This is a genomic window from Limoniibacter endophyticus (assembly GCF_014652835.1).
Taxonomy (GTDB): domain Bacteria; phylum Pseudomonadota; class Alphaproteobacteria; order Rhizobiales; family Rhizobiaceae; genus Limoniibacter; species Limoniibacter endophyticus.
In genome coordinates this window covers 25,098-44,794 of the sequence record NZ_BMZO01000010.1, presented here as the reverse complement: position 1 = coordinate 44,794, position 19,697 = coordinate 25,098, and the positions used below count along the sequence as shown (strand labels likewise).

Genomic DNA, 19,697 nt, shown 5'->3' with positions numbered 1-19,697 from the left:
CAACATTCACTCGAGGTTTCTCTCCTTCCCGGGATAAGCGTTCGCCTTGAGGAGTTCCGCGAGATGCACGACATTTCGCGCTACCAGCTTCGATGTTTCCACCACCTTTGTGGGGGTCGCATCAAGATGTTTGAAGTCTCTTGATGCCATAGCCTCACCCACCCAATAGGTGACTGCATTGGCGGCAAGTGAAAAGCCGACGTCGTTAAGCGCTTGATAGATGGCCGCGGAACAGAAGTGAGCACCGTCTTCGTTACCCACGATGGCTACGGCCGCAACCCGGCTGTAGGAGACCATTCTGCCTTCATCATCTGTTTCAGCAAGGAAGGCATCCATACGCTCCAGAACACGCTTGCATATGCTCGAGGGTTGACCCAACCACACGGGCGTTCCAATGATCAGAATATCTGAATCAAGTATCTGTCGGCGAATATGAGGCCAATCATCGCCCTCGCCTTCATCCGATGTCACGCCCGGCTTGATATTGTAATCGGCCGCTCGCAGCACCGTCGATTCGCAGTCCCTGTACCGAAGATCCTCACGCAGTAATCCGAGCATGACGTCCGTCGAGGAACGTTCAGAGGATGAAGATGCCTTGAGCGAGCAATTTATGGCCAATGCTTTTAAAGGCACGACGAACTCCTTCTACTCTATTCGCCGTCGAACATCCCACTGTCGCGCTCATCCCGACGGATCTCACGTTCTTCATCGTCGTCAGGCAGAGCCTCGTCACTTTCCTGATAAGGGTTGTCGTCATCCTCCTCTGGAAGTTCCTCCGGCGGCGGCGCATCGAGATCAATATCCTCTTCGACAACGCCCGAAATTTCTCCTGCCGCGATCTCATCCCAGTCGGGCGTTTCTACGCCGGGCGCATCCGGGACCGGCTCCCTGCCTTCTTCATTCGGCAATACTTTGCGTCCGTTCATTGCTCGCTCCCTTCAACGACGAATGATTTCGTGGAAATTTTCGCGGCGCCCGTCGACATCCTGGGCGACCACCAACGCAAGCTCGTGTTCCTCGAACATCTGAAACCACTCATCCCAGTCAACGAGCCGCGGGGCGCTCGGCCGGTCGGCTCCCTGATCCTGGTCTTGATAGGCGTGTTGATCGAAAAGCAACCGTAAGACAGGTTGCGTCGCACCGATGGACGCCTGAGCGTCTATGATTGCTGGACTGCCGATCCGGGCCTCGGCCCAATCGCGAATAGCCTGATGATCTGTGAGCATCACTGTTTCTGTCATGAAAGCCTCCATGACAGTGCAAACTCTCCGATCCGAAAATGCGTTCCAATGAACCGGTGGTCTTATCCCTATAAAGCGTAATCAGTACACCGATGGGGCATCATGACTAGAATTTAATTTGTCGTCCGGCGCACTCCTGCCTTAAAGGAACCGGTATATTCAGAGCAAGCAGGATAAGTGATGTGACGAACACACGCCCAAAAACACGCAGTCGCCTCAAGTGGATCGTCATAGGCCTCGTCGCGCTGGGTCTTGCAGCCTGGGCAGCAAATGCAGTGTTCGGCCGGGAAGACACGCCTCAATATATGTCTGCGGCGGTTTCCCGCGGCGATATCGAAGAAAATGTGCTAGCCACGGGGACTATTCGTCCTACCAATCTCGTCGCCGTGGGTGCCCAGGTTTCCGGTCGCGTCACAAAACTCGCGGTTGAGCTTGGCCAGATGGTTAAGCAGGGCGATCTGATTGCGGAAATAGATCCGGTTACGCGTCGCAACGACCTTAGCACAGCAGAGGCCCAACTTGCCGCTGCAAAGGCGCAGCGCGATGAGAAACTTGCCAACCTCAAATACGCCGAGGCAACACTGGAACGCCAGCGAATTACTTTGCAAAGGCGCACCTCCTCACAGGCCGATTTCGACGCAGCGGAAGAGAGCGTCGCGGTATTGCAAGCACAGATCGCTGCGCTTGGAGCCCAGATTACACAAGCCGAACTTGCCGTTGAGACGGCACAGATCAACCTCGGCTACACAAGCATCACAGCGCCCACGAACGGAACGGTCCTCTCCATCGTGACGCGCCAGGGACAGACATTGAACGCTGTCCAATCAGCGCCGACCATCGTAATCCTCGGGCAACTCGACATGATGGAAGTAAAGGTGGAGATCGCTGAAGCCGATATTGTACGCGTGCAACCGGGGCAGCCACTGTATTTCACCGTTATTGGCGACAATACCAAGCGCTTCGATGCACAGCTCGATGCCATCGAGCCAGCTCCAGAATCCATCCGTAGCGACAGCGCGGTCGCAACATCGACAACGGCGAGCTCAACTTCGTCTGCTTCCACATCCGCCGTTTATTACAACGGAGTCTTCCAAGTTCCGAATCCCGACAATCACCTGAAGACATACATGACAGCGGAAGTGCACATCGTGTTAGGCAAGGCGAAGAACGCGCTTCTTATACCCTCGGCTTCACTCGGCCCCCGAGTCCCAGACGGGCGCTATACAGTCCAGGTCATCGACGATGAAAACAAGCTTACTCAGCGCATGGTCGAGATCGGCCTTAACAACCGCGTTATGGCAGAGGTGAAAGCTGGGCTTGAGGAAGGCGAGAGGGTCGTGAGCGGCCGGCCGCTGGGTCAAGGCGCCAGTGCAGCGCGCCAACGTGGACCACGTGGTCCGATGGGCATGTAAAGATGGCTGATCCGCTTATTACACTCTCCAAGATCCGTCGCGAATTTCCGGCAGGGGAAGGAACCATCGCCGTCCTGAAAGATATTGATCTCGAGATTCATGCCGGTGAGATGGTCGCTATCGTGGGTGCGTCAGGATCCGGCAAGTCGACATTGATGAACATCCTGGGTTGTCTGGATAGAGCAACATCGGGCAGCTATAAGATCGCCGGTCGGGAGACAGGAAGTCTTGAGCCCGACGAACTCTCGCAGCTTCGCCGCGAGCACTTTGGTTTCATCTTCCAGCGCTACCATCTACTTGGAGAACTCAGCGCGCTTGGCAATGTGGAAATTCCGGCGGTCTATGCCGGCAAGCGGCAATCAGAACGCCAGCAACGAGCCTTCGACCTTCTAAAACGGCTTGGCATGGAGGAGCGGACGGAGCACCGTCCGGGCCAACTTTCTGGGGGCCAACAACAGCGTGTCTCTATCGCACGTGCCTTGATGAATGGCGGAGAGGTCATCCTCGCGGACGAACCGACAGGGGCACTCGATAGTCGCAGCGGTGAAGAGGTGCTGCGCATTCTCAAGGAACTGCATGCGGACGGCAAGACGATCATCATTGTCACGCATGACATGTCCGTGGCCCGTCAGGCGGAACGCATTATCGAGATATCGGATGGGGCTATCGTTGCAGATGGAAGGAGTGAAACCCAGGTCCAGGAAATCCTCCCTCCCCCCGTGGTCCGTATTGCTCCTCCGTCCAGAGTAAGCTGGCAGGCATTCGCCGATCGTTCCAAGGAAGCACTGCGCATGGCGCTTCTTGCCATGAACGCGCACCGTTTGCGAACATTTCTCACCATGTTGGGCATTATCATCGGCATCGCTTCCGTGGTCTGCGTGGTTGCGCTGGGCACTGGTTCACAACAGCAAGTGCTTGCCAATATCTCGAGTCTCGGGACAAACACTCTGGAGGTCTTCCCCGGACGCTCCTTCGGCGATACGCGATCTGGCCGCATCACAACCTTGGTTGAGTCCGATGCCGTAGAGCTGGCGAAACAGCCTTATGTAGAAGCAGTTACGCCCACGGTTTCTACAAACTCTGTGGTTCGCTTCGAGGCTAATGAAGCTAATGCCTTGGTAAATGGCGTCAGCGAGCAATATTTCGATGCACGCGGCACGAAGCTGGTCGCAGGTCAGCTTTTCGACGCTAGGAGTGTCGAACAGGTCACTTCCGAAGTCGTGATCGACACAACCGCCCGCGATACTATTTTTGCAAATTCAGATGCAGATCCAATCGGCGCTGTCATTCTGATCGGCAAAATTCCGGTTCGCGTCATCGGTGTGGTGGAAGCGCAGCAGGGCGGCTTTGGTGGCAGTCAGAATCTCGGCCTTTATATGCCATTCACCTCGGTTCAGTCGCGCTTCGTCGGAAGCCAGTCGCTTCGGTCGATAACGGTACGCGTAAGGGACGATACGCCAACGTCGCTCGCAGAGCAGGCCGTGACCGAATTTCTTACCCAACGGCATGGAACGCAGGACTTTTTCATTCTCAACACCGACGATATTCGCCGCACCATCACGGCCACAACGCAAACGCTGACCTTGCTTATCGCGGCGATCGCCTTGATCTCCTTGTTGGTTGGCGGCATCGGCGTAATGAATATCATGCTGGTCTCCGTCTCGGAACGCATCAACGAGATCGGCGTCCGAATGGCGGTTGGCGCTCGCCGCAGCGACATTCTCACGCAATTTCTGATCGAGGCGGTTCTCGTCTGCTTGATTGGCGGAATACTCGGCATATTGCTGGCACTCCTATTCGGTGCCCTCTTCTCCGCAATGGGATCAAGCTTCCCACTAATCTACTCGACCGCCTCAATCATCGCTGCATTCATCTGCTCCAGCCTTATCGGTATTGCGTTTGGCTACCTTCCTGCCCGCAACGCCTCGCGGCTCGATCCAGTGGCTGCCCTCTCAAGGGATTGATCTTCGAGGACCGCACGTTTTTCATCGAATTATGCGGTCTCACTCGCCGAACAGGTATACGGTAGCGCGTGCATTGTGAATGCCGTCCGTTGCCAGATATTCGAAACTGTCCAACCCAAGGAACCGGTCGGATGCTGTGTAGAGGAGATCACCGCTGCCGTCGCCCTTCGCCGAAATCCTGCCATATCTCGGCAAGGTTGTTATGGCGTCGTACTGAACCGTGCCGCATCGATCCGAGTGTCCCGGAACCGCTATGTCATTGGCGACGAGTTGTGCCAGGGATATCTCAATCTTATCCCCCGCAGATATGCCACGAATCTCGTCGTCATATGCTTTTAGGGGATTGGTTTGTTCCGACGTGGCGATTTTAAAGAGAACGGATGCTTTGGCGCCATGCTCGTCTTGGGCGACAATCATGACCGGCGCAGACATCTTCTCGGGCATGATTCCTGTAATTGTCATGTTGCGCCGATCTACTCCGATAAAATCGTCAAACTTCTCTAGTCCTAGAACTGAAACAGTGAGTTTCGGGGAATCGCTGTCCGCAAATATGGAGCCATAGTCGATAAAAAATTTCGTCCCGGCGTCGTAGACACGGTCCGCGATCTGTCTAACAACGACGGGTACATCATTGACCGGTGCAACCTGGACGGAAATTTCTTCATACCTGACGCGCTCTCCATCTTCATGTGCAAGGATTATACTCGTATAGCCGTTGAAATCCTTCTCCGGTAGAAGTTGCAGAACATTCCCCTTGACGGTGACCTTCTGGAAGCGCCCGCTCGAAACCACCTTTACTGGGCCGGATAAAGAGTGGAAATCTTCGAATAGCTTCGCCAAAAATACTATCGTCTTCCGATCCTCCATCGTCTCCAACTCGTGAATACAGATCGGGGTTGAGTCACTCGGTGCGGCATCATCACCATCGTTGCCCGTATTCGCCGCTTTCTGTTTCTCCGATTTTTGGCGCTCTGCGCTCAAGGAGGCTGGCTGAAGATGGAGAACAGCGTCCTCAGTTATGTGTTTGCCTTCAGCCTCCCCCGCCTTTCGCAGCACAAGATTAAGCGTGACGGGACTCCGCTGCTCAGCACCTATAGAAAATCTCATGGATCCCCCGGCAGCCAGCTGTGCATTCACATGCGCCTTAGGTTCGTCCGGACTCGAAACACTGGCTAAAATATAGGATTGAGCTTCTTCGCGCGTCAGATGAGGGAGCAATTCTGAGATCGCCACCGTCAGGTCTTCACCGGGTACGAATTCACGCGACACGTTTTTATGCTGCGGCTGATCGGACTGAAGCAGCTCGTCGTCCCTCGACAGAGCGGACAGTTTCATTGCCTTCGACGAAAAGTCGCGCGCAGCGGCACCCTTCTCGACTTTTATCGTTCTATCTTGATTTCCTATCTTCTCTGATTGCGCGGGAAGCGCTTCGCGCTTAAAACTCCAATTCAACAAACGGCTTTCCAACTCGTTGAGGCTATCTTTCGCCGATTGAAGCGCTTTTGTTATGGCTAGGAACATTGAGTTTTACCTGTTCGACTACAAAAACCGGACAGGTAAACAGATTCAGGCGCTTGTGCTGCTGCTATAATTCCCGGTTTGGCAGCAATCGAAACTATAATGTTTCAAAAAAAGCCCCCTCGAGAACGAGGAGGCTTTTCCACATAAGAGGCAGCGGATCTTAGCCTTCGCTAGCGGCAGCCTTGGCTTCCTCAAGCCAGCCATCGACGGAAGAACGATTATTTTCGATCCATTCGGCAGCCTGCTTCTTTAGATCTTCTTCGCTCGAAGCGCCGTCATTCATGAGCGAGTTCTGGGCAAATACATCTGCAAGCGGAACGGACACAACTTCGAAAAGTTTACCGACGGCGGGGTTCTCCTTTAGGAACTCGCTGTTTCCAACCGGAACAATATCGTTGGCCGGGAAGCCGAGCTTGCACGGATTTGCGACACAGCCCTCTACATCGGCAACAGTTGCCGCGTCAGCCAGATCCGCACTCGCTTCCGGAAGGTCGATGCGCGGAACTTCAATCCACATGACGTCCTCGCCCGGCTTCAGTTCATTGACCGTCCAGTTTGGCGTCCAGGTGTAGAAGAGAATGGGCTGGCCGTCTTCATGGGCGGCAACCGCATCGGCCATCGACGCTGAGTAGCTCGCCTTGATGGGATTTACATGATCACGCAACTCGTAGGCGTCCAGGTGATGCTCGATGTTTATTTCACAGCCCCAGCCTGGAGGGCACGCAACAAGATCTGCCTTGCCGTCACCATCTCGATCGAAGGCTTTCTTTACTTCTTCGCGCTTGAAGTCGTCGAGCGTTTTAATGTTGAACTTCTCAACGGATGCCTTGTCGACCAGGTAGCCTTCCAGCGCACCGCCCTCGGCGACAGCCCCGCGAATTTCGGCAGTCCCTTCAAACACCGGCTTATAGGTATTATGCAAAGGGAACCAGCCATCGACCCAGAAGTCGATGTCACCCTGGGACACTGCCTGGTAGAATGGCGGGTTGTCGAGCGTCGTCGGGCCGTTAACCGTATAGCCCAGCTCTTCTAGAAGTTGCTTATAGATCTCGCCGGTAAACCAGCCGGTGTCCCATGTCGCGCGTGCCATGTTGACGGTTGTACCCTCGCCAGGCAGTTCCTGGGCTGCCAGCGGCGAAAGAGCAGTTGCCCCCATCATAGCAGCGAATGTCAAAGCAGTGAGCGTAGATTTGAGCCTGAACATCAGGGAGTGTTCTCCTGTTTAGTTAACCGCGGCAGAGCGCAGCAGAGGTTGGTTGACCGGCGGCTCGCCCGCCGATCACGAAAGTAGTTTCACGCGGGCTTGGATGATGCTGGGAGCGTGTTCGCTTTCTCCTCATCTGCTTTCCCCGATCTGAAGAAAGACATGAGCGTTTGGCGCAGCGACACGGTTTTCACCGACTTCTGTTCCCCTAGGGCCTGGGTGATACGGTCGAGAATGATGGCGAGGAGGACGATGCCGACACCGCCAGCAGTCGCACCGCCTACATCGAGTCGGCCCAGCCCCGTGAACACAGTAAGACCGAGTCCCCCTGCGCCAATCAGAGCCGCAACGACGACCATCGACAAAGCCAGCATCAGCGTCTGATTAAGACCCGCCATGATGGTACGCATGGCCATGGGGAGCTGGACCTCCCAGAGCGTTTGGGACGGTGTCGAACCGAATGCATTTGCAGCTTCAATGAGGTCCGCACGAACATTGCGAATGCCGAGATTGGTCAAGCGAATGATTGGTGGCAAAGCGAAGATGATCGTCGCGATAATCCCCGGCACCATCCCCACACCAAAAAGCATGACGATCGGCACAAGATAAACGAAGGAAGGGATCGTCTGCATAATGTCGAGCACCGGACGAATGATCACGAGCGCGCGATCGCTCCGTGCAGCCCATATGCCGATCGGAACACCGATCACAGCGCAGAAAAGCACAGAAGTGATGATCATCGACAGGGTGGTCATGGTCTCGCTCCACAAGCCGATCATGTCAATGAAAACCAGGGCAATCAGCGTGAAGATGGCAACGCCCCGACCCGCCGTGCGCCATGCTGTCAAGGAGAGGACCCCTGTGAAAATAAGCATCGGCAACCAGTTGAGAAACGTGTTCAACCAAGCGAGAACTGCTGCAACAGGCACCTGCATGGCCCGGAACGTCGGGCGGAAGTTTGGAACGATGTAACCGCGAACGATGGTGTTGACCCAGTCATCGAACGGAATTTGCATAAGGTCAGACGGGCTGAACAACGGGCTCTCCTGTCTTTTTATCGTTTTCTTCGACATCGGTTTCGGCATCCGGCTGCTCATCACCCGAAAGCTGCGCCAGAACGGCATGCGGATCGACGACACCCACGAGACGGTTTTCGCTATCCGTCACCGCAACCGGCAATCCGGCACTTGCTGCACCATAAAGTTCATTAAGCGGTGTACCGCCTTCGACTGTCGGATATTCGGTGATAAGCGAGTCCCGTAGCTCAGCGCCGTCTTCGCGCGAGGCTACGGTTAGATCCTGATAGGTCACAACGCCGGCAATCTCTTTGCCATCCATGACATAAAGTGCCGAACGATTATGGTCCTCCATCGTCTTCAGCGCGCTCTCGGGCGTATGTTCTTCCAACTGAACGGAGGGAACATCCTGCGCGACATGATGGGCGGAAAAAACGCGGCCGCGATCAATATCCGCGACGAAGGCGGCGACATATTCACCCGCCGGATTGTCTACAATTTCCTGCGCTGTGCCAATCTGCACGAACCGTCCATCCTTCATGATGGCTATTCTATCGCCAAGCAGAAGCGCTTCGTTGAGATCATGCGTGATAAAGACAATCGTTTTCTTCAATTCGCGCTGGAGATGGATCAGTTCATCCTGCATCTCACGACGGATCAATGGATCCAGCGCACCGAACGGCTCATCCATGAGAAGAATCTGCGGGTTGGTTGCCAACCCACGCGCCAGGCCGACGCGCTGCTGCATACCGCCGGACAGATCCGCCGGGAAGCTGTCCGCATAATGCTCGAGGCCAACGCGGGACAAGGCATCAAGTGCTTTGGCGCGACGCTCTTCTCCCGAAACGCCCTTGATCTTCAAACCATAAGCGGCGTTCTCTGCAACCGTCTTGTGCGGGAAAAGTGCGAAGTGCTGGAAGACCATTGTGATCTTCTCGCGACGAACTTCGCGCAGACGCTTGGCCGAGCAGGAGGCGACATCGTCATCGTCAATCAATACCTTGCCGGAAGTAGGACGGATTAAACCGTTCAACATGCGTACCAGCGTGGATTTACCGGAGCCGGACAGGCCCATGACGACGAAAATCTCGCCTTCGTTTACTGTGAAGCTCGCATCTTCGACACCTACGGTTTGGCCCGTGGCTTCAAAAATGTCTTTCTTGCTGTCACCCGCTCTCAGCCTCGCGAGCGCCGCTTCGGGCTGATTCCCGAAAATTTTATAGACGTTTTCGACCCTTAACTTGGGTTTCATAGTCCCTCTTACTTCTGTGAGACGAAGAATACAGTGTATCTCTATGAAATACTTCTATCGCCAGATAACGCACAACAAAATACCGCCAGCGCATCACACAGATTGCGCAGCGATTATCTCATCAGTGCCGCTGTATAATGGGAAATCTAGAGAGATGACGGCCATAATTCAACCATAAATTTTCAAAACATTTCCAATCTTCCTATAAACCTCCATTATCAAAAGGCTTTTTGAACCGATTTTAATCTGAGAAATAGGAAATTTGATCCTCAATCGTAGCCTTCAAATGAGGCGCGTACTGAAAAAAAGGGCGCGCACTCCCCGTGCACGCCCTTTTTTTCCGCTCAGCTTTTTACTTGATCGCGTTCAACTCGCGCTAACGCGCAACTCCACCGTCAGATGCGACAAACCAGCTAAGCCAGACAATGCAGCCTTGAAATCATCGACGGTCTTTCCTTCGCTCGAAGAAACCGAGACGATCGCAGCATTATGACCCGGTCCGACTTGCCATATGTGCAGATCAGTCAGTTCTCCACCAAGCCTTGCAACGGTTGACGAGACTTGATTTCGCAGCGTCTCGTCGGGCACCATATCAAGCAGCACCGCCGATGAATGGCGTATCAGCGAAAATGACCAACGCCCGATGATGATGGCCCCGACGATGCCCATGACAGCATCGAGCCAAACCCATCCCCATATCGCACCAAGGCCAAGAGCCGCGATGGCCAGTAAAGATGTCAGTGCGTCGGCCAGAACATGCAGATAAGCGGCCCGCAGGTTGTTATCGCGCGCTCCGTGCCGAGGCCCGTGATCATGTGCGCGATCATCATCAGAATGCTCGTGGTGATGGTGATCATGCCCGTGGTGATGCCCGTGATGCGTATGATCCTCCCGCAGGAGAAACGCGCATACAAGGTTCACCGCAAGACCGATCGCCGCCACCAGCATGGCTTGCCCAAACGAAATCGGCACGGGGTTAAAGAGACGCACTGTGCTTTCATAGGCGATGAAAAGCGCAAATCCACCCAGCATCAATGCACTCGCAAAGCCGGCCAGATCCCCGACCTTTCCTGTTCCGAAGCTGAAACGTGCGTCCTGGCGATGGCGCCGAGCGTAGATATAAGCGCCGACTGCAACGAGCATGGCCAAAGCGTGAGTAGACATGTGGAAGCCGTCGGCGATCAATGCCATCGACCCATAAGCATAGCCGGCGACGATCTCGACCACCATCATGGCAGCGGTGATAAAAATCACCAGCCAAACACGCTTTTCATTGCGGTCGTGGTCCTCACCTAGAAAATCATGTGTGTGCGCGGTTGCGGTCATTTTCGAGACTCACTTCATATAGGTCTTGAGAACCGAGATTAATTGTCGCGCGCCCTTGGCGCGGTCCTCGTCAGGATCTTTATCCGGATCACTGACATGATTGCGTATGTGCGTTTCGATAAGCTCAGTCGTCAGCCCATTCAGGGCGCCTCGTATGGAAGCGAGTAATTGAAGCGTGTCGCCGCAATCGGCTTCCGCTTCAAGCGAACGCTCCACCGCATCTAGCTGCCCTTTGAGCCGCCGAATGCGAGCGACGAGCTTGGATTTGTCTGCGTGCAAATGTGACATAATATAGGGGGGTATATTATTTTTTCTCCTGTCGCAAGTCAGGACGCTAGGGAAACAATGATAGCGCTTGCGGTTGTGAGTGAAGCTTTGCTATTTCCGGTTTGGGTTCGGCGGCGCGTGAAGCACTGGAAAATTTGAGGCAATCATGAGCGAACGCAGACCCGATCAGGGCTCTGTGGACTCAGATCAGGACGAGCTGATCCTGAGTCAGGCACAGACACTCTCGCAGCGCGCCGCTGGCGACCGCAGCCTCATTACCCGTATTCTTGACAGCCTTCGCAGACATCACGTGGCCGTCTCAACGATCGCGCTCATCGTAGTCGCTCTGCTTGCTGGCCTGGCGCTTCGCGATCTGACACAGGAAGTTTCGTACCAGGCCGTTCGTGCATCGCTTGCCGATCTCGGCTGGTACCACATAGCGCTTGCGCTTGCTGCTACCGCGGCCAGTTACCTTGTTCTGACGTTCTACGATGTCTCCGCACTCGACTATATCGGCGAAAAGCGTCCCTACCCTCTTGTCGCCTTCGTCGCGTTTTGTGGCTATGCGGTCGGCAACACTGCTGGCTTTGGCCCGTTGAGCGGTGGCGCAATCCGCTATCGCTACTATTCGCGGCTCGGCTTTTCCCCCGAGCAGATCGCCACCATCATAACGTTCGTCGTCGTTGCTTTTAGCATTGGTGTCGTCGTCGTTACGGGGATCGGCATTGCCTTTGCAGCGCCACAGGTAACCAATCTTGTAGGGGATTACCGTAATGTGGTTGTCGTGGCAGGCATCCTCGTGTCGCTTGGCACGACGTTTCTCGTAGCCTTCGCGGTTCGCCGCGGATCGATCCGCATAGGCAGCGCGTCGATCCTCATGCCAACCGCCTTCAATACGATCCGCCAACTCGTGGTGACGACAGTCGATCTCTGTCTTGCCGGTCTTTGTCTTTATGTTCTGCTGCCCGATCACACGATCGGTTACTGGTCATTCATTGTGCTCTACATGACTGCTGCGGGTCTTGCAGCGCTCAGCCACGTACCGGCAGGTCTCGGTGTATTCGAAACTGTCATGATGGCCGGCCTTGCGGGAAACGGGCCCGCCAGTCAAACACTGGCAGCGTTGGTCGTCTATCGCGTCATTTATTACGCCGTCCCCTTGGTTGCCGCCGCCATTATGGTAAGCCTCGCCGAAACGCGCCGCGCCGTTCGCCACCTTGGAACCGCTGCTGAACAGGGTCGGGAGGTTCTTTCAGCACCAGTTTTGACAGCCTTCTCGGTCATGATCGGGGCGATGCTGATCTTCGCAGCAGTGATTCCCGAAGCGCGTCCAGACCCCAGCGAGATCGTCCGTCATCTGCCAAGCTACTTTGAGATCACGTCGCTGTGCGTTTCCGCCTTGTGCGGCATGGCGTTGGTGCTGAGCGGGCGCGGCCTGATCCAGCGTTCCCGCATTGCGTGGAAACTAGCGCTGGCCCTGACGCTGACCGCATTCGTCGTAACAGCCGCTACGGGCCACACCTATTTCGTCAGCTTATTCCTGATTGCATTCGCCGCAACGCTGCTTGCCACCCGACGCCAGTTCGATGATCTCGATGGCGCGCTACTGCGTCCTTTTCCGTCAATGATCCCATGGATCGCCGCAGGTTCGTTGCTCGCCGCTAGTGCAGGGCTGATCTGGGCATTCACCTGGCGGGACGGCGCTGTCATTAAGGAGGTGATCGAAGAGCTGGATTTGCCGAAAACCATCCCCATCCCCGAGAAACTGAGGAAGACCGACAGCGGCCCGACTAGCTCGCCAGAATAATCGCCCAATATTTTTGATCGCTTCCGGGCGTAGCCTCCGCATAAGCCAAGCCGTATCGTGTGAATTGCGGATTGAGCATGTTCTTACGGTGCGGGGGAGAATTCATCCACATGGAAAAAAGTCGCTCATAGCCCATGCGGCCCACAGCTATGTTCTCAGCTGCAACACCACCGATGCTGCTCGCAGTCATCCGCGAAGCGAAATCACGACCACGGCCCGTATCGTGCGTCATCCTCCCCACACGAGCCATGAAATGGGCTTGTTGCAGCGCGGCACGTTCCAGCCGCCTATCCGGCCGCAGCGCCGGCAACCCATTTTCGGTGCGGATAAAGCCAACGATGGCACGTGTGTCGGAAGATACACCTCCACCTTGCACCGGCACGAGTCGACCGGATCGACAAGCGGCCAATGGTAGCAGAACTCCGGCACCTAGCAGGGTCAAGACAGAACGACGTGAGGGTATATACATGGAATGTCTCTTGGAAAGTCGCAGACAGAGCGCTTTGGCCATGGAAATGTGGCGATCGGAAGGGCGTGAAAACAAAAAGCCCGACTTGAAAGCCGGGCCGATCCATGGCGATCTTGCTTGATCTTAAAACTCTATATCGTCCATACCGCCGTCACCGAGATCGCCTATGTCATCTTCGACCACAGGTTCCTCTGCCGAGGCTTCAGCAGCTTGCGCTTCGTTTCCACCAAACATGCCAGCCATGGCGTTGCCGAGTAAAACACCCCCTGCTACCCCCATTGCTGTCTGCACAGCGCCGCCCAGAAAGCCACCGCCAGCACGATTAAATGAGGATGGTTGCTGCTGGCCACCAAACGTCGGCTGCTGCCCTTGTGCGTCGATACTACGTCCTATACGCGGCACACCAGAGTGAGGTGCGGGCTTCGCCCCGTTTCGGAAAAGACCTGAGAGCATACCACCACCTGGCTGCGGCTGTGCGAGCTGCTGTTCCAGTGCCTGTATGCGCGATTGCGCAGCATTTAACGCCTGCTCCTGTACGATGATCGTCTGCGCCATGTAATAGGGTGCCGCTGGCTGCCCGTTGATCTGCTTTTCAATGTAGGCCTGCGCCTGCTCATCACGTGGCGGTGACTGCCGCTCGACTTGAGACAGCTTGTTAAAAAGGCTTTTGATAGCCTGCTGGTCGCTGTTATCCATCGGAGGACTCCGGAGTTGGGCACACAAAGACACTGCGGTCACATGAGGACCACCCGGTATTTCTTCAGATTTGGAATCTTCATTTTCCGCCCGGGCGGCAGGTCCCCTCCCCCGCTTCAGCGAGGAGGGGACGGGTCTATACAGCGACTATTCGCGTTCGCCGGTCAGGCTCAGCAGCAGCTGGAAGATGTTCACGAAGTTGAGATAGAGCGAAAGCGCGCCGAAGACTGCGATCTTCTGCTGGGCCTCAGCATCGAAATTCTCTGCGTACTGCTCCTTGATGGACTGCGTATCCCAGGCCGTCAGACCAAGGAAGACAAAAATACCGACCACCGAGATAACGAATTGCATCATCGAGGACTGCATGAAGAGATTCACCAGGCTCGCGATGACGACGCCAATCAGACCCATGATCAGGAACGACGAGAATTTCGTCAGATCGGTCTTGGTCGTGTAACCATAGAGGCTCATGGCACCGAACATCGTTGCCGCGATGAAAAAGGTGCGTGCGATCGAAGCGCCCGTGAAGACGAGAAAGATCGACGCCATGGAAAGACCCATTACGGCGCAGAAGGCCCAGAACATAGCTTGAGCTTGCGCACCCGACATTGCATGGATGCGGAATGAGAAGAACATGACGAAGGCGAGCGGAGCGAGCATCACGACCCACTTGAGCGGAGACGTGAAGATCGGCACATACAGTGCAGGCGTGGACGCGACCACAAGCGCAACAATGCCTGTAAGCGCGAGGCCGAGGCCCATATAGTTGTAGACGCGCAGCATATGCTTGCGCAGACCTTCGTCGAAAAGAGCCGCCGATTGGGCACCATAACCCATTGGCTGGCGGTATTGAGGCTGGTTCATGACAATCAATCTCCTGATGAGCCTAAACTATATCGTTTCAATAGAGCGTGTCGGCAAGTGTTGCCGCCGCATGATCGAGTTCGTTCACGCCGGTTTTACCGACAAGTGCATAAGCGACTTCTCCAATCTGCCAATATGCAGCCGACGTATCCTTGCCACTGTCAAGCGTCACGCCAACAACATCAAACGATCCCGGGCGTACAGCAAAAAGCGACATGGGGCCAAGTCCCTCTGCGTCAACTGCAATCTCAACGCTCGGGCCGAACTGCGAAGGATAGACCTGAACGTCCTGTACTCGCCACTCGGCAGGAAGTTTTGGCATGAGAATGCCCGTTGCGGAACGGATTTCCACTGCATCGTAATCTTGCGTCGAGATCTGAGAATTCATTGAGGCACGTACAAGCGTCGTGCGATGCGCCTGAATTGCATCCGCGACATAGGGGGGAGTAAGCGACGAAGCGTTGACACTGGTTACGGAAAGCGGTCCGAATGCACCATGAGCAACCCAACCAGTACCAACGAAAACAGCAACGGCAGCGGCGCGTTGAAAAACTTGAAACCAGCGTCCGGCCTGCAGCCCCCGTTCGAGCTTGCGTGCCGCGTCCATTGTTGCAAAACGAGAAACATTCCCTAGTCCAAACGCTCCGTCGGCCAGGGACAAACGCAATTCGTCACGCATACGCAGATCGGCCATGACACGTGCGGCAGTCTCCGGATGCATCGAAAGATAAGCTTCCACCTCGATACGGCGGTCTGCTGTCAGTTGTTCATCGACATAGGAGTCGAGATCATGCTCGGTGATGGGATCGCGATGATCAGTCATCCTTTCCTCCTACGAGTTTGAGATGCGAGGCAGCGCTTGCACGCGTCTCGCCGGTCCTTTCTTCCATACTGCGCAGAGTCGCTCTTGCACGTCCGATGCGCGACATCAAAGTTCCCAGTGGAATACCCAGCGTGTCTGCGGCCTCCTGATAGCTCAGCCCCTCAATCGAAACGAGGTGAAGCGCTGCGCGCTGATCTTCCGGCAAATGCAGAAACGCCGACCGCACTTGTGCCAGGCGCACCGCGTTTTCCTGAGGAGCAGCGAGGGATTGCTGTGCCAGATAAGCCACCTGTTCATTACGCCGCTCTTCCGACCGTTTGGATCGAATGCCGTCGATAAAGGTGTTGTGCACAATCGACAAAAGCCAGCCCCGCATATCTCCATCGGGCTTGAACGTCTTGCGTCGTTCATAAGCCTTCAAAAGGGCGTCTTGGACGAGATCTTCAGCGTTCGCCTGGTCGCGCGTCAGCGAGCGCGCATAGCGCCGCAGCACGCCAAGTTGGCCGACAACATCGAAGCGAGACGGTTTACCCTTCTTCATGATCAATATACGTGCCTCGTTTCGACTTTAATCCGTAAAAATTATTGAATCTCCGCTTCGGTTCCGAATTCAATAAACGCAAGCGGCCGCCGATCTTCCGACGGCAGCCGCTTCAGTCCTTCAAATGAGGCGCCAAATCTTACTCTGCCGGCGCCACAGCTTCCGGAGGCGGGGTCTCCCTCGCCTTTGCATTGCCGGACAGCTTCATAATGAATACGAAGAACACCGGCACGAAGAAGATCGCCAGAACGGTTGCCGAAATCATACCCCCGAGGACGCCGGTACCGATAGCGTTTTGACTGGCGGCACTGGCCCCCGAGGCGACGGCTAGAGGTACGACGCCGAGCGTAAAGGCAAGCGACGTCATCAGGATTGGGCGGAAGCGAAGACGGCAAGCGTCAATCGTTGCCTCAAGCAACGGCTTGCCTTCGGCCCGCAGGTCCTTGGCGAACTCAATGATCAGGATAGCATTCTTGGCCGATAGACCAATGATCGTGATCAGACCCACCTTGAAATAGACGTCGTTCGGCATGTCGCGCAGCATCACAGCAATGACCGAACCGATCACCCCAAGTGGCACCACCATCATGACTGACAAGGGTATCGACCAGCTTTCATATAGCGCCGCGAGGAGCAGGAACACGAAAAGGATGGTCAGCGCCACAAGCATCGGCGCCGTGGATCCGGACTGAATTTCCTGCAGCGACTGCCCGGACCATTCGTAACCGAAGCCAGGCGGTAGTTCGCCGGCGAGGCGCTCCATCTCGGCAATCGCCGCACCAGACGAGTAACCCGGAGCCGCACCCCCGCCGATACGCACGGATGGATATCCATTGTAACCTACGACTTGAGCAGGTCCCTTGCTCCATTCGACGGTCGCGAAGGAACGCATCGGAACCATGCCGCCATTCGAGTTGGGAACATTGAGATTGAGTAGATCATCTGGTCCCATTCGTTGAGCCTGGTCTGCCTGGATGGTCACGCGCTGCATGCGACCGGCATTGGGGAAGTCATTGACATAAGACGAACCGAGATTGGTTGAGATCGTCTGGTTGATGGCAGCGAAGGTGACACCAAATGTGTTTGCTTTCTCACGATCTATATTCAGGTTGAGCTGGGCCGCATCCGGCATTCCTTCAATACGGACCCCTGCAAGAACGGGGCTCGCATTTGCCGCCGCGAGCAATTGCTGGCTGGCAGCGCCCAAAGCTGCGGTTCCTACACCGGAACGATCCTGCAGGCGGAATGCAAAGCCACCCGTGGTGCCCAAGCCCTGGATCGGCGGCGGCGATAGCGCAAAGGTAATTGCGTCACGGATTTGCCAAAGCTTCGCGTTGGCACGGGCCGCCAGAGAGTCGGCAGAATTCTCCGAACCACGCTCTGACCAGTCCTTCAGGGTGATGAAAGCCAGCCCTGCATTGTCGCCCGCACCTGAGAAGGAGAACCCCTGTACAATCGTGCGCTGGTCGACAGCCGGCTCTTCCGCAAATATGGCATCGACTTGGTCCGAAACGTTGATGGCACGGTTCGCACTCGCTTCTGCGGGAGCCTGCATATCCACGATAACGAAGCCCTGATCCTCATTCGGCAAGAATGAGGATGGCAACTGCATAAACGCGTATCCGAGACCGGCAACGATCGCGAGGTAGATAACAATGAACCTACCGCTACGCCTTACGAGAAAGGAAACCCATTTCGTATAGCCATTGGTCGCGCTATCGAAACGGCGATTGAACCAGCCGAAAAAGCCCTTCTTCTCGTGATGACCGCCCTTGATCGGCTTCAGGAACGTGGCGCAGAGCGCAGGTGTCAATGACAGCGCCAGGAAGCCAGAAAACAGGATCGACACAACCATCGTCAGGCTGAACTGCTGATAGATGACACCGACCGCGCCCGGGAAGAAGGCCATGGGTACGAACACCGCCGTCAGAACCGTCGTGATGCCGATAATTGCACCCGATATCTGCGACATGGCTTTGCGCGTCGCTTCTTTGGGGGGAAGCCCCTCCTCCGCCATGATGCGTTCGACATTTTCCACGACGACAATCGCGTCATCGACCAGGATGCCGATAGCCAGCACCATCGCAAACATTGTCAACACGTTGATCGAGAAGCCGGATACGTACATGATCGCGCAGGTTCCAAGCAATGCGATCGGCACGATTATGGTGGGGATGATCGTATAGCGGAAATTCTGCAGGAATAGGAACATGACGACGAAAACGAGCGCAACCGCTTCGAGAAGAGTATGGATCACCTTCTCGATGGACACCTTCACGAAGGGCGACGTGTCGTATGGAATCATATACTCAACACCCTGCGGGAAGTAGGCGGAGAGTTCCTCCATCTTTGCCCGCACAGCGTCCGATGTCGCCATAGCGTTGCCGGTAGGCGAAAGCTGTACACCAATAGCGGCAGCTGGCTGGCCGCTGATTTGCGTGGAGAAGTTATAGCTTTCTGCTCCAACTTCGACACGTGCGACGTCCCGCAGACGCACAGACGAACCATCCGGATTCGCCCGGAGAACGATGGCGCCAAATTCTTCCGGCGAAGTCAGTTGTCCTTTCACAAGAACGGTCGCAGCGATCTGTTGATTAATCGGATTGGGGCGTGCACCGATGCGGCCCGCCGAAACCTGAGCGTTTTGCGCCGAGATCGCGTTGTTGATATCGCTAACCGAGACGTTCAAGCCAACCATCTTATCGGGGTCGATCCACACGCGCATGGCCCGCTGACTGGCGAAGACCTGAGCCTTACCGACGCCGTCGATACGCCGAATTTCGCCTACAACGTTACGGTTGAGATAATCGCCCAGGCCAATCACGTCAGTGTTGCCATCACGCGAGATCAGGGCGACCATCATAAGGAAGCCGGATCCCGCTTCCTCAACCTGTACGCCCTGTTGAGTCACCACTTGCGGAAGACGTGCCTCTACACGGCGAATAGCGTTCTGAACGTCGATAGATGCCTGCGCGGAATTTGTTCCAGGAGCAAATGTGGCATTGATCGAGACGCTGCCAGAAGAGTTCGACGTCGACTCAAAATATATCAAACCATTGACGCCATTGAGCTCTTCTTCAATGGGTCGTGTCACGCTCTGATACATATCTTCAGGCGAAGCACCAGGAAATGATGTCGAAACCGATATTTGCGGCGGCGCGACGTTCGGATACTGCGCGACAGGCAGCATAGGTATCGCCAGGATACCGCCAAGCATGATGAAGATGGCGACGACCCATGCAAAAATAGGTCGTCCGATGAAAAACTGTGCCATGAAATGCCGATCCCTTCCCC

Annotated in this window: 18 protein-coding genes; 3 read left to right on the top strand and 15 right to left on the bottom strand. The window is 55.4% G+C overall.

From position 1 onward, the window contains the following. Positions 1-6: 6 nt before the first annotated feature. Genes IE151_RS14550 through IE151_RS14540 form a run of 3 tightly spaced genes read right to left on the bottom strand, consistent with a single transcriptional unit; the run spans position 7 to position 1,241 of the window. Positions 7-633 carry a flavodoxin family protein gene (locus IE151_RS14550; protein WP_189491691.1) on the bottom strand — a complete coding sequence of 209 codons (627 nt, stop codon included), beginning with the start codon at positions 631-633 and terminating at the stop codon, positions 7-9. Between the two features lie 17 nt (positions 634-650). Next, on the bottom strand, positions 651-926 hold the full coding sequence (locus IE151_RS14545; RefSeq protein ID WP_189491688.1) for a hypothetical protein: 276 nt from the start codon (positions 924-926) through the stop codon (positions 651-653). Between the two features lie 12 nt (positions 927-938). Further along, positions 939-1,241, bottom strand: a complete 303-nt coding sequence (locus IE151_RS14540) for a hypothetical protein (protein WP_189491685.1) — start codon at positions 1,239-1,241, stop codon at positions 939-941. A gap of 182 nt (positions 1,242-1,423) precedes the next feature. Here IE151_RS14540 and IE151_RS14535 point away from each other — a divergent pair, with 182 nt between their 5' ends. Both IE151_RS14535 and IE151_RS14530 read left to right on the top strand, forming a co-directional pair. Beyond that, positions 1,424-2,653: an efflux RND transporter periplasmic adaptor subunit gene (locus IE151_RS14535; protein WP_244636792.1), complete on the top strand. Its 1,230-nt coding sequence runs from the start codon at positions 1,424-1,426 to the stop codon at positions 2,651-2,653. A gap of 2 nt (positions 2,654-2,655) precedes the next feature. Then, positions 2,656-4,617: a MacB family efflux pump subunit gene (locus tag IE151_RS14530; protein WP_189491682.1), complete on the top strand. Its 1,962-nt coding sequence runs from the start codon at positions 2,656-2,658 to the stop codon at positions 4,615-4,617. A 39-nt stretch (positions 4,618-4,656) separates the two neighbouring features. Here the strand turns inward: IE151_RS14530 and IE151_RS14525 are convergent, their stop codons facing one another. The 6 genes from IE151_RS14525 to IE151_RS14500 form a co-directional block, all read right to left on the bottom strand. Continuing rightward, a complete protein-coding gene (locus IE151_RS14525; RefSeq protein WP_189491680.1) occupies positions 4,657-5,952 on the bottom strand; it encodes an Ig-like domain-containing protein in 1,296 nt (431 codons plus the stop codon). A gap of 346 nt (positions 5,953-6,298) precedes the next feature. Beyond that, the gene (proX, locus tag IE151_RS14520) at positions 6,299-7,342 is read right to left on the bottom strand and encodes a glycine betaine/L-proline ABC transporter substrate-binding protein ProX (protein ID WP_189491677.1); all 1,044 of its coding nucleotides are present in this window, start codon (positions 7,340-7,342) and stop codon (positions 6,299-6,301) included. Between the two features lie 89 nt (positions 7,343-7,431). Then, a complete protein-coding gene (locus tag IE151_RS14515; protein WP_244636790.1) occupies positions 7,432-8,379 on the bottom strand; it encodes an ABC transporter permease in 948 nt (315 codons plus the stop codon). Then, positions 8,363-9,610 (bottom strand): quaternary amine ABC transporter ATP-binding protein, encoded by a 1,248-nt coding sequence (locus tag IE151_RS14510; RefSeq protein ID WP_189491671.1) that lies wholly within the window; start codon positions 9,608-9,610, stop codon positions 8,363-8,365. The genes IE151_RS14515 and IE151_RS14510 overlap by 17 nt, the downstream gene beginning before the upstream one ends. A gap of 366 nt (positions 9,611-9,976) precedes the next feature. Next, positions 9,977-10,936: a CDF family Co(II)/Ni(II) efflux transporter DmeF gene (gene dmeF / locus IE151_RS14505; RefSeq protein ID WP_189491668.1), complete on the bottom strand. Its 960-nt coding sequence runs from the start codon at positions 10,934-10,936 to the stop codon at positions 9,977-9,979. A 9-nt stretch (positions 10,937-10,945) separates the two neighbouring features. Further along, positions 10,946-11,224 carry a metal/formaldehyde-sensitive transcriptional repressor gene (locus IE151_RS14500; RefSeq protein WP_189491666.1) on the bottom strand — a complete coding sequence of 93 codons (279 nt, stop codon included), beginning with the start codon at positions 11,222-11,224 and terminating at the stop codon, positions 10,946-10,948. Positions 11,225-11,369: 145 nt separating this feature from the next. On the opposite strand from IE151_RS14500, the gene IE151_RS14495 reads away from it, so the two are divergent. Next, entirely contained in the window at positions 11,370-13,010 is a 1,641-nt protein-coding gene (locus tag IE151_RS14495; RefSeq protein WP_189491663.1) for a putative bifunctional lysylphosphatidylglycerol flippase/synthetase, read from the top strand. Here IE151_RS14495 and IE151_RS14490 read toward each other — a convergent pair. The 6 genes from IE151_RS14490 to IE151_RS14465 form a co-directional block, all read right to left on the bottom strand. Beyond that, complete coding sequence (locus IE151_RS14490) at positions 12,994-13,479, bottom strand: CAP domain-containing protein (RefSeq protein WP_189491660.1); 486 nt, start codon at positions 13,477-13,479, stop codon at positions 12,994-12,996. The genes IE151_RS14495 and IE151_RS14490 overlap by 17 nt on opposite strands. A gap of 123 nt (positions 13,480-13,602) precedes the next feature. Further along, positions 13,603-14,175, bottom strand: coding sequence for a DUF2076 domain-containing protein (locus IE151_RS14485; RefSeq protein ID WP_189491657.1), 573 nt, complete (start codon positions 14,173-14,175; stop codon positions 13,603-13,605). Between the two features lie 147 nt (positions 14,176-14,322). Next, positions 14,323-15,039, bottom strand: a complete 717-nt coding sequence (locus IE151_RS14480; protein ID WP_189491655.1) for a Bax inhibitor-1/YccA family protein — start codon at positions 15,037-15,039, stop codon at positions 14,323-14,325. Positions 15,040-15,076: 37 nt separating this feature from the next. Then, positions 15,077-15,862 carry an anti-sigma factor family protein gene (locus IE151_RS14475; protein ID WP_189491651.1) on the bottom strand — a complete coding sequence of 262 codons (786 nt, stop codon included), beginning with the start codon at positions 15,860-15,862 and terminating at the stop codon, positions 15,077-15,079. Beyond that, positions 15,855-16,403, bottom strand: a complete 549-nt coding sequence (locus IE151_RS14470) for a sigma-70 family RNA polymerase sigma factor (RefSeq protein WP_189491648.1) — start codon at positions 16,401-16,403, stop codon at positions 15,855-15,857. The genes IE151_RS14475 and IE151_RS14470 overlap by 8 nt, the downstream gene beginning before the upstream one ends. A 139-nt stretch (positions 16,404-16,542) precedes the next feature. Beyond that, entirely contained in the window at positions 16,543-19,677 is a 3,135-nt protein-coding gene (locus IE151_RS14465) for a multidrug efflux RND transporter permease subunit (RefSeq protein WP_189491644.1), read from the bottom strand. Between the last annotated feature and the right edge of the window lie 20 nt (positions 19,678-19,697).